The sequence below is a fragment of the Deinococcus alpinitundrae genome, assembly GCF_009982895.1.
Taxonomy (GTDB): Bacteria; Deinococcota; Deinococci; order Deinococcales; family Deinococcaceae; genus Deinococcus; species Deinococcus alpinitundrae.
Genome location: NZ_WXZL01000027.1, coordinates 16956 through 31563 on the forward strand (window position 1 = coordinate 16956; position 14608 = coordinate 31563).

Below are 14608 nucleotides of genomic sequence, written 5' to 3' on the forward strand. Positions count from 1 at the left end.
CGTGACCGATGGAAAGCCCTACCGCCACCGCTTCCCGATGTCTATCATCCAGCACGCCGTGTGGCTGTACCACCGTTTTCCCCTGAGCTATCGGGACGTCCAGGAATTGCTGCACCAGCGCGGCATCCAGGTCAGTCATGAGACCCTCCGCGAGTGGTGCATTAAGTTTGGTCCCCTCTTCGCTGAACATCTTCGCCATCGGGAACCCCGGCGGGGTTCCCGATGGTATCTCGACGAGGTTTGCACGACGGTCGATGGCATCCGACACTGGCTCTGGAGAGCAGTAGACGAGTACGGTTTCGTGCTCGACATCCTCCTCCAGCGTCACCGCGATACCGACGCCGCGAAGACATTTTTGATTCGTCTGCTCGGTGAATACGACGTTCCAGAGGTTATTCATACTGATCAGCTCCAGAGTTACGGGGCGGCCATCCGGGAGCTTCCAAGCCTGACTGACGTCGACCATCAGCACGTCATTTCCACAGCCCGTTGCAACAATATTCTTGAGCAAGAACACCGATCCACACGACGACAAGAGCGAAGTCAGCAGGGCTTCAGACGACAGAAACGCGCTCAAGAATTCCTGAGTTTGCATGCCCGGATCACCAATCTCCACCGTCATTCCCGTACCAGCGTTTGTGCCGCAGTGAGAAGACGCAATCAGCAACAAGCGTTCCAGACGTGGTTAACCGTCGCGGCAGGGGTGGCCTGAGGTTCAGGCCACCCCTGCCATCCATCTGCCGTGGGGCAAGTTAAGGCAACACAACCATCTCAGACACGCTTCAGGCCCTCCGATGGTCACCAAGGCTAAACGGACCTGCGTCCTTCCATACTGGAGCACCAGTCCTTGTTAGCGAGTTCGTTCACCAGATTGTTGACAATCTGGTGAAGCCTCGCTATCGTGAGACCGTCAATCCGACATTCAACTTGGAGGTTGCTATGAGTCAGCCGCATGGCGAACCGGTCCTGCCGGATCTCGCCCTCTCCTCGCCTGTGGACCCGCCCCGGCGCTCCCTGGCCTCCCGCTTCCTGCGGGCCAATGAAGCCAGCGTCATCCTGGCCACCGTCGGGCTGGTCTTGTTCATCGGGCTTCTGCACCCGTCCTTTCTTCAGCCCAGTCAATTGATCAACATCGTGCAGCAGGCCGTATTCGTCGGCATCCTCGCGGCAGGCCTGAGTTTCCTGATGAGCATGCGCGAGATCGACCTGTCGGTGGAGTCCACCTTCGCGCTTACGCTGGTGTCGGCGGCCCTGCTGATGAAGGCGGGTCTTAACCCCTGGCTGGCAGCTCTTGCGGCCCTGGTTCTGGGCGCGCTGCTTGGCGGCATCAACGCGGCGGCGGTGCAGTACTTCAAGATTCCCTCGCTGATCGCCACCCTCGCCACGCTGTCGATGTTTCGCGGCCTGGTGTTTGCGCTGAGCAACGGCCAGCAGGTGACCGGTCTGCCCCTGGACCACCCCTTCTTCAGTGTGCTGAGTGGCAACTTCCTGGGCCTACCGCTGCCCATCTGGTGCCTGATCATCCTGATTGCTGTCCTCAGCCTGATCATGGGCCGCACGCCCTACGGCTACCGGGTTCGCCAGATCGGTTCCAACCCGGCGGCCGCCTCGTTCTCCGGCATTCCGGTGGCCCGGGTCCGCGTGCAGTCGTTTATGCTCGCCGGTCTGTTGGCCGCGGTCGCTGGTCTCCTGGGCCTGAGCTACTTCACTAGTGCCGACCCCAACATCGGTGGGGGGTTCAGCCTCAGCGCTGTCGCGGCCGTCGTCATCGGCGGAACGCCTCTACGCGGCGGCGTCGGGACCGTCCCCGGGGCTGTTCTGGGCGCCGTCCTGCTGACCGTCGTGACCAGCGGCCTGGTGTACTTCAATGTTCCCGCCAACTGGAGCCAGTTCGCCACCGGCCTCGTCATCCTGATTGCCGTCTCGCTCGACAGCGTCGTCCGCAACCGTAACCGGGGCAGCGACGCGTCCGAATCCTGACCCTGCTCCCTTACTGGAGGTTTGACCATGCGTAAACTGCTCACCCTGTCCGCTGCCCTCACTGTTACTTTGGCCTCCGCCCAGACCACCAACGTGGCCTTCGTGTACTGGAATACTGCCAACGCTGCCTTCCAGGAAATGGCCATGGGCGTCAAGCAGGCCATCAAGGAAAGCAAAGGCACCAAACTCACCTCCACGGCACCCAACGGGACCAACCCGTCCCAGGTGGTCTCGATGTTCCAGTCGTCCGCCCAGACCTCCAAGGACGGCATCGTCCTTCAGGCGCTGACCCCGGACCTGTTCTTCCGTCCGCTCAAGACGGCCACCGATGCGGGCATTCCCGTGATTTCCATCGACGCTCCGCCGCCCAAAAATGCCGGCGTGGACTTGTTCGTCAGCAACGACAACGTGGAACTTGGCCGGCAGCTGGCCCGCGAGATTCTGAAGAAAATTCCCGCGAATGCCAAGGGCAAAATCGTGATCGGCAACAGCAACCCCGGTACACCGCCCATCGAGGCGCGTGTCCAGGGCATGATCGAGGTCATTAAGGCCACCCGGCCCAACCTGACGATCGTCGGGCCGCTGGAAACCAAAGGGCCCACCGGTTCACCGTCGGACGTCTTCACCGTGTGGAACGGCATCGTGCGCGCCAACCCCGACGCCCTGGCCTTCCTGGCCCCCACCAATGCCGATCCAGGTGCCTTGGCACTGATTGAACGGCAGACCGGCAAGAAGCTGCTCGTGGGCGGCTGCGACCTGGAACCCACAGCGCTCGAGGGCGTGAAGAATGGCTACATCGACGTGCTGATCTCGCCGGAGCATTGGCTCAAAGGCTATATCGCCATGAAACAGCTGCTGGCCCATGCCCAGTCGGGCACCAAGATTCCGACCGGGTTCTGGAACACGGGCAGCCTGGTCGTCACGCAGGCCAACGTCGACAAGATCATTGCCCGGCAGAAGACCGAAGCGAGCCGCGCGCTGGTGCTGGTGCCAATCGCCAAGAAGCAACTGGCCAATCCCGACGCCTATCTCAAGTAATGACAGGAGCGAAGGACAATGGCGACGTTTGAAGCACTTGGCATCCGCAAATCCTACGGCGGCACCCACGCCCTGAAAGGGGTGGACTTCCGGGTCCGGTCGGGCAGCGTCCACGCCCTGCTCGGCGAGAACGGTGCGGGCAAAAGCACCCTGGTCAAAATCCTGACGGGCGCTCAACGTCCCGATGCTGGGGAAGTGCAACTCGACGGCCGGGTGGTGCACTTTGCCAACACCGCCGAGGCTGGCAAGCACGGTGTGGCCGTGGTGTCTCAGGAACTCAGTCTCTTTCCCGACATGGACGTGCTGAGCAACCTCTACCCCATGCGTGAGCGCCGCCGCGGACCGCTGGTGGACCGCACGGAAATGCGGCGTCTCGCGCTCCCCGTCCTGCACAGCTTGGGGCTCAACCCGGACCTGAATGCCCCACTGGCCGACCTCAGCCTAGCCGAACGGCAGCTGATCGAAATCGCCCGCGCGCTGATCACCCAGCCGCAGGTCCTGGTGCTCGACGAGCCGACCTCCGCACTGGAAGCCAGCAGCTCCGCACGGCTGCTCTCCGCGCTGAAGGTACTGCGCGAGCGGCAGGTGGCCGTGGTGTTCGTCTCGCACATCCTCCAGGAAGTGATGGACCTGTGTGACGAAGTTACGGTGTTGCGTGACGGTGAGGTGGTGCTCGCCAGCGCGCCCGTGAAGTCGCTGGGCGTTTCCGGGATCGTCTCGACCATGTTGGGGGACCGGGCAAAGCTGCGCCGGGTCGAGGAAGACGCCGAGTCCCGTGCGGGCGTGCAGGCCCTGGCACAGCAGGTCACCAGTACCCACGCCGGCCCACTGACGGTCAGCGGGCTCAAGGTGCAGGGCGGCGCTCAGGATGTGAATCTCGAAGTTCGTCCCGGTGAAGTCATCGGCTTGACGGGCCTGATGGGCGCGGGGCACCAGAGCGTGCTGGAAGCGGTCGCCGGATTACGCCGCACCGACGCCGGCAGCGTTACCTTCCCGGATGGCCGGCCGGGGCCGCGCGACCTGCGCGCCGGCATTGCCCGGGGGCTGGCCTACGTCACCGGTGACCGCAAGCGGCTGGGCCTGATGCTCGACAAATCCATCTGGGAAAACGTGGCGGCCGTGCAGTCGGTCGGTCTCGGCCGGACCGGCCTCTGGTTGAGTGTGCCGGCCCTGCGCCAGCGGGCTCAGGACTACGTGAAGAGCATCGGCATCCGGGTAGGCTCGGTGGATCACCCCGTCAGCAGCCTCTCGGGCGGTAACCAGCAGAAGGTTGTCTTGGCCAAATGGCTGGAGACCCAGCCCGGGCTTCTACTGTTGGACGATCCGACCCGCGGAGTGGATGTGGGCGCCAAAGCCGAAATGCACGGCATGGTGCGCGCCCTGGCCGACGGAGGCGCACCGACCCTGGTGTGCTCGACCGATCTCGAGGAACTCACGGGCCTGTGCGACCGGGTGCTGGTGTTCTACGCTGGCCATATGTGCGCGGAACTGAGTGGTGAGGCTCTGAATTCCCAGACACTGCTGGAAGCGATGAACACAGGCCGGGGACCCTCGGCGGAGGTGGCGGCATGACCCACAACGGACCTGGGCGCAGCCACGATATCGCCCACCTCGCCCACGTGGAACTCCTCACACCACACCCGGAGGAGAGCCTCCACTTCTTCACCGAAGTGATGGGCCTGACCATCAGCGGCCGGGAAGGCGACAGCGTGTACCTGCGGGGATGGGACGATTACGAGTATCACACCTTGAAACTCACGGCCGCGAAGACGAACGGCATGCGCCATTTTGCCTTCCGCGCCAACAATCCCGAGGCGCTGGAGCGCCGGGTGTCTGCCCTCAAGGCCCAGGGCCTGGGGATCGGCTGGAATGACGGGGATCAGGGCCACGGCCCCGCCTACGCTTTTCACACCCCGGACGGGCATCCTGGAGAGCTGTACTACGAGACCCGCTGGTACCAGCCCGACGAGCAGACCCGGCCGGCCCTCAAGAACCAAGCTTCACGCTTTCCGGGACGCGGCGCGAATCTGCGGCGCATCGATCACCTGAACCTGCTGGCCTCCCGCATCGCTCCGGTGCGCGAGTTTTTTGTGGACACGCTGGGTGCTCTGCTCTCCGAACAGATTGTCTTCGACGACGGCAGCGAGAAGGGTGCGTGGTTCAGCGTGAACAACAAAAGCTACGACCTGGCGGTCACCGAAGATCACGCCGGGCGGCGCGGGCGGCTGCATCACCTTACCTACGCCGTGGACAGCCGCGAGGACGTGCTGCGGGCGGCCGACATCTGCCTGGAGCACGGCGTTCACATCGAAACGGGTCCCCACAAACACGCGGTGCAGCAGACCTTCTTTCTCTACCTCTACGAACCGGGCGGCAACCGCTTCGAGATTGCTAATGCCGGAGCACGGCTGATTCTGGCCCCGGACTGGGAAACGGTCGTGTGGACTGAGACCGAGCGCCGCAAGGGACAGGCCTGGGGCCTGCAGACGATTCAGTCCTTTCATACACACGGCACGCCGGATACCCCCGAGGGCACGTCATGACGACAGGCTATGCTGGCACGGTGATGTCGAAGGGGCGAACGACGGACAAGCAGACCGAAGCGGACGAGGCTTACGCCGTGATGCGGCAGTCCATTCTCGGCGGCGGGTTGATGCCGGGTGAGCGCCTGGTGGAAACCGAACTCGCCGAGCGTCTCGGCCTGGGCCGCAATGCGGTGCGCACCTCCCTGGCCCGGCTGGAACAGGACGGGCTGGTGGAACGCTCTCCCTTCCGCGGCGCCCGCGTCCGGATCATCAGTGAGGCTGAGGCGGCCGAGATTCTCGAGGCCCGCTCCGTGCTCGAAGGCCTCGCGGCCCGGCACGCTGCCGAGTACATGACTCCCGAACAGGTCCAGGAACTGCGGGGCCTGCTCGGCCAGATGGAGCAGCAGCACCAGGCAGGGGACCTGCTTGCCACATCTGAACTCAACAGCGTGCTGCACCGGCGCATCGTGGAACTCGCCGCGCTGCCGATGGTCGCCAAACTGATCGACGGTCTGCATGCACAGAATGTGCGCCACCAGTTCCGTACCGTCCTGGCCCCAGGCCGCGCCGCACAGTCCCTTGCCGAGCACCGCGCCATCGTGGACGCTCTGGCCACTGGAGACGGTGAACTCGCCGAGGCGGCCATGCGCCACCATCTGGCGCACGTCCTCAGGACGCTGCGTTCGCTTCAGAAAAACACGACCCGGTCCTGAGGCGTGTTTTTTTCCGGCATTGTGTCAACAATCTTGTCAACTTTTGGAGGACATCATGACCACGACCGACCATCCCACGCCCAGCCGTGAAGCGCTGGACCTGACGCGAGGCGCCTTCGACCTGCACATCCATATCGACCCGGACGTCATCCGGCGCCGTGTCACCGATCTCGAACTGGCGCCCCGCTTTCTTGAACGTGGTCTGCGCGGCTTCGTCCTCAAGTCGCATTACACCTCCACCGCTGAGCGCGCCGCCGTGGTGCGGGCCGCGGTTCCCGGCATCAAAGCCCTGGGCTCCCTGACCCTGAACAGTGCGGTCGGCGGCCTGAATCCGCTCGCCGTGGAAATCGCCGCCCGTGAAGGTGCCCGGATCATCTGGCTGCCCACCGTGGACGCCGAGAACGAAGAGAAAGAACACGCCTCAAGGCCCGCCGGCGCGAAGCTGCCCCTCTGGGCGAAACTTCAGGAGGACCTGCGGGCCCGTGGCCTGCCGGTGCCGAGCGTGCCGGTCGTCGACGGAAAAGGTGAGGTGCTGCACGCTCTGCGGCAGGTCTTGCAGGTCGTCGCCACCCATGGCCTGGTGCTGGCAACCGGCCACCTGTCCCGCAACGAGATCTTCAAGGTGGTGGCTGCGGCCTGCGAAGAAGGCGTCGAGCACATCGTCGTGACCCATCCCGACTACCCCACCCAGAACCTCAGTGTCGCCGACCAGTTGGAACTGGCCCACATGGGCGCCTGGATGGAGCGCTGCGCCGCGCCGTCCTACAGTGGAAAAGTGGCGTGGGAGCGGCTGTTCGAAGCCACCCGGGCGGTGGGGCCGGAACGGACCATCTTCTCCACCGATTTCGGCCAGCCGGCCAATCCGCCCGTCGAGGACGGCTTGCCCATCATGGTCGACCAGTTCCTCCGCGCGGGCTTCAGCGAACAGGACCTACACTGCATGACCGTCACCAATTCCGTGCTGCTCGCCGGTGCGGCGGTGAAGGCATGACCCGGCTGCTGGTGGTCAGCGCCCACGCCGCCGACTTCGTGTGGCGCGCCGGGGGCGCCATCGCGTCCGTGACGGCCGCTGGCGGCACCGCGCACATCGTGGCCCTCTCCTACGGCGAGCGCGGCGAGTCCGGCGAGTTGTGGAAGACGCCCGACCAGACCGAAGAGAACGTCAAACGCATCCGGCATGAGGAAGCCAGTCGCGCCGCCGCACATCTCGGCGCCACCTTCGAGGGGTTTGATCTGGGTGATTATCCACTCGTGATGGACGACTCGGCCATCAACCGGCTGGTCAAGGCCATGACCGACTTCGCACCGGACGTGCTGCTGACCCACGCGGAAAAGGATCCGTTCAACCCGGACCACCCGGTCGCCTACGCCGCCACCGAACGGGCGCGGCAACTGGCCAGCGGGGCGGGGGTGGCCAGTGCCTTTCCCACCATCAAGCCCCCTCAGTTTCTGCTGTTCGAGCCGCACCAACCGGAACTGTGCGGCTTTGTTCCCACCACCTTCCTCGACATCACGGCCGTGTTCGGGCAGAAGGAAGCCGCCATGGGCGAGATGGGTGCCCAGGGTTACCTGAAGACGTACTACACCGAACGCGCTGCCCACCGGGCCAACCACGCTCGGCGGATCAGCGGCCGCAGCGAAATCAAACACGCTGAAGCCTTCATGCGCGTCATGCCGCAGGTGATCTCGTCATGGTAAACCCGCAGGAGTTTCTGCCATTTGGAGTGTCCACCGTGTATGAAGCGTCCGGGCGCCAAGGCCTAGTGGACACCGAGCTGCACCAAGTCATCCCCGGCAGCCGGGTGTGCGGTGCCGCCCGCACCGTGATGTGTGCGCAGGACGACAACCTGATGGTCCACGCCGCGATGGGTGTAGTAAGGCCCGGCGAGGTGCTGGTGCTGGTCATGCCAGAGGAAACGCCCGTGGCCCTGGTGGGCGACCTGCTGGCCACCCAAGCTCAGGGGCGCGGTGTGGCAGCCATGCTGATCGGCGCGGCCGTGCGGGATATCGAGACCCTCCGGGAGATGGGCCTGCCCATCTGGACGCGCTATGTACGTAGTCGAGGTGCCCGCCGGGTGGAGCAGGGCCAGCTCAACGTGCCGGTCACGCTTGGGGGCGCACCGATCCGCACCGGTGACTACGTCCTGATGGACGCCGACGGCGCGGTCGTGATCCCGCGCGAGCGGCTCTCAGACGTCCTGGACGCCTCGCGAGTCCGCGAGCAGAAGGAAGCCGCCAACCGCGAGAAATTCCAGTCGGGCACGCTCTCGATCGACCTGTATGGACTGCGCGGCGAGCTGGCGGCTCATCTGCGAGAGCCTTGAGTATGGAACTGCAGCGCGTCACACTGCTGGGCCTCGGCGAAGCGGGCAGCGCCATGGCCCGAGACCTGCTGGACGCCGGCGTCCAGGTTCACGCCTACGATCCCAACCCGGACCGCCGGGTCGAGGGCGTGGTGTACGGCCAGGATGAGGCGAACGCGGTTCAGGGCGCTCAGATCATCTTCAGCGTGAACTGGTCGCGCGTGTCGCTCGACGTCGCCCGGCGTGTGGGCTCCACACTTCAGTCGGGGCAGGTGTACGCCGAGCTGAACACGTCCTCTCCGGATAAGAAGACGGCCGTGGCTGACGTGCTCGGCTCGGCTGCGCTGGTGGCCGACGTGGCCCTGATGAGCCCAGTGCCGGGCAAAGGCATTCGCACGCCGATGCTGATCTCGGGCCCGGGTGCGGCCCGCTACGCTGAGCTGCTGGGGCCACTGGGCGGGCCGCTGACCGTGCTGGACGGTCCGGTCGGGCTGGCCGCCTCACGCAAGCTGGCCCGCAGCGTCTTCTTCAAGGGCCTGGCCGCGGCGGTCGGCGAAGCGCTGGAGGCCGCCGCGTTGATGGGCCCGGCCGCCGAAGCTGCCCTAAAAGACGACATTGCCCAGACCCTGATTGAAGCGGACGCCAAGACCGTCGAAAGGCTTCAAGAAGGCAGCCGCCTGCACGCCGTCCGCCGCGAAGAAGAAATGGCCGCCGCCGCAGAAATGCTGCGCGCGCTCCACCTCGAGCCTTTAATGGCCGAGGCCACCCGGGCGTGGCTGGCCCGCCTAGCCGAAGAGTCCGCAAAGAGACCCTGAGCTTCGGGAGCCTGCTGCACTGAAGAGCGGCACTCCACCCGACCCTTACCAATTCACTCCCTGCCAGCCGTGACTACCACGGCGGACGGCGTGTCGTTGCTGCGTACTTTCCCGTGTTCCCGCCAGGAGGTGCGGGCCATTCATTCGTTTGCTCATGGCCACCAGCCGTATTTCCCGCCCCTCTTTCTTCACTGAATGAACAAGGAGTTCTGCATGAAACCCACCATTGTCTTGCTGACCGCCTCCCTCAGCCTCTTTGTCAGCTGCGCGTCCACGCTGACCACCAATCGGTCCAGCCTGACCAGCGTTCCCCCACAAGTCGCCTGCGCAAGCCTAGTGGGCCTGACGATCCCCGCCAGTGCCATCGGTCTTCCGACCAGCGGGGCGAGCATCCTCACGGCTGAGGACGTCAGCGACACCGATCCGGCCGGGCAGGTACGTGCGTACTGCAAAACGACTGGCAACATCCGGGCCGTGGACCCGGCCGCCAGCCCTATCCGGTTCGAAGTGAACCTCCCAAAATCTTGGAATCAGCGGGCCTTGCAGTTCGGTGGGGGCGGAACGAATGGGAGCGTCGTCACCGGTCTGGGTCAGTTCAGTGAGGGTCCAGCGAGTATCGCCACCCCGCTGGCGCGCGGGTACGTCACCTTGGGCAGCGACTCGGGCCACAACACAGAGGGCAAACCGCCCTTCGACACCAGCTTCGCCCTCAACCACGAAGAACTGATGAACTTCGCCCAGTGGCAGGTGAAGAAGACCGTAGACGTCGCGAAGTATCTCACGCAGAAGGTGTACGGGCAAAAGCCGCGCTACACCTACTTTGCGGGCGGCTCTCAGGGCGGGCATGAAGCCTTCGACGCCGCGCAGCGTTACCCGAATGACTACAACGGCGTGATCGCCAACTACCCGGCCTACAACCTTCAGAACATGTGGCAGGGTGCGCTGGCTCAGGCCAAAGCGGTGTACGGCAACGCGTCGGGGGTGCCCAGTACAGCGTGGAGCAACCCGGCCAAGATCGCGAATCTGGTCAGCGCGGTGTACTCGACCTGCGACGGGCTCGACCGCCTGCAGGACGGCATCATCAGCAACGTGAAGGCCTGCAATCAGAAGTTCACCTTTGAGACGATCAAGGCCACCCTGCGGTGCCCGGAGGGGGCTGACACGGGTGACACCTGCTTCTCCGATGCGCAAATTGCCGCTCTCGAGAAAATCGGCTCGCCGGTGCAGTTCACGTTCGCCTTCGCTGGCGGGAGCACCACCTACCCGAAATGGCCGATTCTTGAAGGAGCGACCTTTACAGGCAACCACCTGGGCCTCACCAACACGGCGGACCCGAGCAAGATCCCGTTCGTTCCCGGTGGCACGGCCTTCCAGTACTTCCCCGGCAAGGGGGATGTGACGGGCTTTATCACCGGCAACATGAATACTGATCCACTGGCCTTCGATCCCACGCAGTGGGTCAGCCGTCTCCAGGAAGTGTCGAGCTGGACCGACGCTGTGAGCGTCGACTACAGCCGCTTCACCAGGCACGGCGGCAAGCTGCTGCTCACCCACGGCACCATTGATGACTCCATCACGCCGTACAACACCATCGCCTACTGGCAGAAACTGGTGGCCGCCAATGGTCAAGCGGCCGTCGATAAGTTCGCGCGGTTTTACCTGATTCCCGGCAAGGGCCACGGCGCGGGCCTGTTCAATGCCAAGGCCGATCTGCTGTCTGCGCTTGAGGCCTGGGTCGAACGGGGGCAGGCACCTGGAGCACTGGTGGCCGTGGACGGCAACACGACAGCCGGCAGTGCGGCAACGAACGGCCGCACGCGGCCCCTGTGCCAGTACGGTTCCTTCCCCAAATACACCGGTCCGGCCAACCCGTCGCAGGCCCAGGCCAACGACGCCGCCAACTTCAGCTGCACAGCCGAGTAAGCAGCTGAGCGGTTATCAGGGTCCTGATCCGGGACTGCACCTTAGCCGTGGTCAACGGTCGAGGTAGGCCGCATTGACGGACCAAGTGTTTGGATTGAGCTCGTGTGCCAGAACGGAATTGTGTACCACAGTCAGATCCACTACCACTCCATCTGGCGCGACCACACCCGCGACTATGGCGCGAACTTCTCCTTCTGAGTGATGCTGGGGAGGGCGAGACGACAGCCTGATGAGGTTGTCGTCCCGCCTCATCAAGGGCGCCGCCTCAACATGACGAACGCAGCTAACGCACATCAGCAACGCTGTATTTAGACTGGAGAGCTATTGCAGTCAGATCCCGTAGCGCTCGCCGACCTCTCTCGCTTCAGCCAACCATTGCTGCCGGAGCCAGTGAGGAGCGCGCACTTCCACCCTCGGTCCCCAGCCACGAATCCACGCCATGACCTCTACAGGAAGGTTATGGCGGTCAAGGGGAGCGTTCAGGCGCAAGAGGTAATGGCCATCGTCTTGCCGTTGCCCTTCAATCTGGCCCGGCCAGCGGCGGTAATTCACGTAAGGTGCGGCGTCCGCTGTAAAGCGGAGCGTGATCTCACAGTGCTGCTGGCCGCCAATAATTCCCCATGCACCGTCCAGCTCGTTTCGGGGATCGAAGATGAGGTCAGGACTGGACTGAGCGGTCAGTCGCCGGACATCCTGAAAACGGGAGAGGTGAAACGTCTTGATCTTTGTTTCACCCCGCCGTTGGGCGAACACATACCAGTCGAGGTTGCTGCGGTTGATCTCCATGAAGGCGATGTCGGCCACGCTCCACTTCGGCGCACTCTCTGTTGGCTTCTGGTACAGGAATTCGATGGCTTCCCCATAACACCAAGCGGCGGCTACTGTTTCCAGAATCCTGGGCGTACTGCCCTGGGGTGGTGCTAGTGTTCGTCGCGTCACCGCCTGCAAGCGCGGGGGTAATTGTTCGGTCAGGTGAAGGAGGGCCTCGTGGTAGATCCGGCTGGGGGTAGGCGCATGGTGGCGTAAGAGCCGGAGCAGGGCGTGGGTAATCACGGCCCGAACGGGTTCAGGACTGCCGGTCATGGCCCGCCACGGGTGCTGGAGACCGTAGCGGGCAGGCCGCTCCTCGGTCTGCCAGATGGCGTGGCCCTCGGCACGCAGCAGGCGGCGGTCACGTTGCACTTCCTGCATCTGACAGTCCAAATGCTGGGCCAACTCTGCAGTGGTCAGTGGTCCTTCCTCACTCAGTAACCGGATATGCCGCAGCAACCGCTGGCCCTGACTGCGGTTGCGGGTCACGGTCACGGTACTGCTGCGAGGGTATACAGCCCCGCCCCAAAATGCGCCCACTTGCCCACGCCGAGCTGCTCTCCATAGCGCAACAGGGCCGTGAACGGTGACAGGTCACCCTGGTACTCCACGGTGCCCATCAACCCGTCCATGCTGCTCTTCTGTTCGGGCCGACTCCCTTTACGAAGCTGCGAAACCTGAGAGGTGTGCTGAGCCACCGTCTCAATGTCGCGCGCCAGCAGCGGCAACTGAGCGAAATCCGCCCCCACACTCTGAGCGCCTCCATACAGCTGTTCCAGATTACTGACACGCCGCTGCAGTGCCCGCACCAGAACTGGAAAATGCAGGTGCTGAGCCATCTGACCATCCACTTTGAGATGGAGGGGCGAGCGCAGCTGCAGTTGGAGGCTTGTGGCCGAAACGGGCGGCAGGTCGGCTCGCCCCAGCACGATAGGAGCGAGATTGACGCCCAGCGCTGCCCCTTGGAGCAGCAACGCCTCGGCTCCGGAGTAAGGCTGGACACTGCGAACCTCAGTCATCTCGAGCTGTCCACCCGTCCGTCCCAGGCCGCGCTGGCCCACCTCACGCAGCGCTGCGAGCAAATACGCCAGTTGCGTCACGGCGTGGCCGACCACCACCATACCGAAGGTCAAAACGTCGCCGGGTTCCAGTCTTTGCTTCTCGCCGTAAGCCACCCGGAAGACCACAGGACGGGGTGGCGTGGCCAGCGAGGCCACGGCCAGCGTACCGGGCCGCCTGGGAGCATAAGTCAGCCCGTACGGACAGATGGCTTGCAGGGGGCAGCCCTGGCACGTTTCGCGGTGCGGCTGCGTGCAGGCCAGGTTGTAGAGGGCGTGTCCGAAGGCCCCTTCCAGTTTGGAACCGGGGAAAGGCGGCAGCTCAACTCGCTCCACAGCTTGCAAGGTCACACTGAGCACGACGAAGGTTAGATCCAGGGGCAACATGGGACGAGTGTAGAGGGATGGGGCGTCACTGAAAGCCGTTATCGGATTCCACCTTTTCGTCCCGCAGCCGCAGCAGGGAATGACTGTAAAGCTTCCGCCCACGCTTGACGGCCACAAGCTGTCCTCGCGTGACCCACTGGCGGAGGGTCGCTTCCTGAACCCCGAAGCCCTGTGCCAGCTCACTCAGGGGTTGCAAGGGAGACGTAGCCTCCACCGCCGCTGCCAGCAAAATGTCCAGTTGCGGTAAGACACCGTCGGCCAGCAGATCTTGCATGGGGCCGAAGTCGCCTTCATCCAGCGCGCGCTCCATGGCCGTGCGGCTCGGCCTCGGAAAGCTGCTCTGAAAGCCCAGATCTCCAGCCTCCAGTGCAGCGTAGTAGCGCGCTCTGTCGCTGGCTTCCGTCCCCTTGATGATGATCGGCGGCCAACCCAGGCTGATGGCAAGGTAATTCAGCAGGATACGCCCCACACGCCCGTTCCCATCTCGGAAAGGGTGGATGGCCTCGAACGACACATGCAGACGTGCAAATGCCTCCAGGGCCGTGAACCGGCCTAAGACGAAGGGAATCAACTCCAGCCAGGTCCGCACATACGCCTCCGCATCATGTTCGGGCGGACGCACTTTCGCTCCGCTGATCTGGATGCCACCAGTGCGAAACAGACCGCGCCGCTCGTCGAGTTCGCGGAACAGTTCACTGTGAATGTGCCGGATCATGGCGAGATTGACCAGCACCTCGCCTTCCCGGTGATACTGCAAGGCCAGATCGTATAACCCCTGCGCGGCGCGGAAGTAATTTAGGATTTCCGGCCCGCTGCGCCGCCCACCCAGTACCGCTTTGAGCTGGGCGTCGGTGGCGAAATACCCCTCGATGCTCAGCGACTGGCGGGTTTCTTCCTGGAGCATGTACAGCCACTCGTCATTGCGAACGCCCACCGGCGGCAGACCCCCCAGCTCGACCAGCTTAGCAAGCCGCCGGGTCAGGTCTGGGCGCGGATGAGGTGGGGTCATGTCACAGGTGGGTAGGGCCGCAAATGCATGTACAGGCGACAAGGAGG

Annotated in this window: 15 protein-coding genes; 12 read left to right on the forward strand and 3 right to left on the reverse strand. The window is 64.0% G+C overall.

The window, feature by feature from the left end; translation table 11 throughout:
* Position 1: 1 nt before the first annotated feature.
* The 12 genes from GUI70_RS18515 to GUI70_RS25270 all read left to right on the forward strand — a co-directional run bounded on the left by GUI70_RS18515 (position 2) and on the right by GUI70_RS25270 (position 11495).
* Positions 2-712: an IS6 family transposase gene (locus GUI70_RS18515; RefSeq protein ID WP_161883797.1), complete on the forward strand. Its 711-nt coding sequence runs from the start codon at positions 2-4 to the stop codon at positions 710-712.
* Positions 713-939: 227 nt separating this feature from the next.
* Complete coding sequence (locus tag GUI70_RS18520) at positions 940-1980, forward strand: ABC transporter permease (RefSeq protein WP_161883798.1); 1041 nt, start codon at positions 940-942, stop codon at positions 1978-1980.
* A 27-nt stretch (positions 1981-2007) separates the two neighbouring features.
* Positions 2008-3018 (forward strand): sugar ABC transporter substrate-binding protein, encoded by a 1011-nt coding sequence (locus GUI70_RS18525; protein ID WP_161883799.1) that lies wholly within the window; start codon positions 2008-2010, stop codon positions 3016-3018.
* 18 nt (positions 3019-3036) lie between these two features.
* Positions 3037-4590, forward strand: a complete 1554-nt coding sequence (locus GUI70_RS18530) for a sugar ABC transporter ATP-binding protein (RefSeq protein WP_161883800.1) — start codon at positions 3037-3039, stop codon at positions 4588-4590.
* A complete protein-coding gene (locus GUI70_RS18535) occupies positions 4587-5561 on the forward strand; it encodes a catechol 2,3-dioxygenase (RefSeq protein ID WP_161883801.1) in 975 nt (324 codons plus the stop codon). The genes GUI70_RS18530 and GUI70_RS18535 overlap by 4 nt, the downstream gene beginning before the upstream one ends.
* A 23-nt stretch (positions 5562-5584) precedes the next feature.
* On the forward strand, positions 5585-6256 hold the full coding sequence (locus GUI70_RS18540) for a GntR family transcriptional regulator (RefSeq protein WP_161883802.1): 672 nt from the start codon (positions 5585-5587) through the stop codon (positions 6254-6256).
* 55 nt (positions 6257-6311) lie between these two features.
* Positions 6312-7247: a DUF6282 family protein gene (locus tag GUI70_RS18545; RefSeq protein ID WP_161883803.1), complete on the forward strand. Its 936-nt coding sequence runs from the start codon at positions 6312-6314 to the stop codon at positions 7245-7247.
* On the forward strand, positions 7244-7954 hold the full coding sequence (locus GUI70_RS18550; RefSeq protein ID WP_161883804.1) for a PIG-L deacetylase family protein: 711 nt from the start codon (positions 7244-7246) through the stop codon (positions 7952-7954). The genes GUI70_RS18545 and GUI70_RS18550 overlap by 4 nt, the downstream gene beginning before the upstream one ends.
* A complete protein-coding gene (locus GUI70_RS18555; RefSeq protein ID WP_161883805.1) occupies positions 7948-8580 on the forward strand; it encodes a 4-carboxy-4-hydroxy-2-oxoadipate aldolase/oxaloacetate decarboxylase in 633 nt (210 codons plus the stop codon). The genes GUI70_RS18550 and GUI70_RS18555 overlap by 7 nt, the downstream gene beginning before the upstream one ends.
* A 2-nt stretch (positions 8581-8582) precedes the next feature.
* The gene (locus tag GUI70_RS18560; RefSeq protein ID WP_161883806.1) at positions 8583-9374 is read left to right on the forward strand and encodes a DUF1932 domain-containing protein; all 792 of its coding nucleotides are present in this window, start codon (positions 8583-8585) and stop codon (positions 9372-9374) included.
* Positions 9375-9587: 213 nt separating this feature from the next.
* Positions 9588-11297: a tannase/feruloyl esterase family alpha/beta hydrolase gene (locus GUI70_RS18565; RefSeq protein ID WP_161883807.1), complete on the forward strand. Its 1710-nt coding sequence runs from the start codon at positions 9588-9590 to the stop codon at positions 11295-11297.
* A gap of 72 nt (positions 11298-11369) precedes the next feature.
* Positions 11370-11495, forward strand: coding sequence for a DUF3500 domain-containing protein (locus GUI70_RS25270; RefSeq protein WP_161883822.1), 126 nt, complete (start codon positions 11370-11372; stop codon positions 11493-11495).
* A 132-nt stretch (positions 11496-11627) separates the two neighbouring features.
* On the opposite strand, the gene GUI70_RS18575 is transcribed toward GUI70_RS25270, so the two are convergent.
* Genes GUI70_RS18575 through GUI70_RS18585 form a run of 3 tightly spaced genes read right to left on the reverse strand, consistent with a single transcriptional unit; the run spans position 11628 to position 14561 of the window.
* A complete protein-coding gene (locus GUI70_RS18575) occupies positions 11628-12602 on the reverse strand; it encodes a helix-turn-helix transcriptional regulator (RefSeq protein WP_161883808.1) in 975 nt (324 codons plus the stop codon).
* Entirely contained in the window at positions 12599-13552 is a 954-nt protein-coding gene (cas6, locus tag GUI70_RS18580) for a CRISPR system precrRNA processing endoribonuclease RAMP protein Cas6 (RefSeq protein ID WP_161883809.1), read from the reverse strand. Before cas6 ends, GUI70_RS18575 begins: the two co-directional genes overlap by 4 nt.
* Positions 13553-13577: 25 nt before the next feature.
* Positions 13578-14561, reverse strand: a complete 984-nt coding sequence (locus GUI70_RS18585; RefSeq protein WP_161883810.1) for a Fic family protein — start codon at positions 14559-14561, stop codon at positions 13578-13580.
* Positions 14562-14608 lie beyond the last annotated feature (47 nt).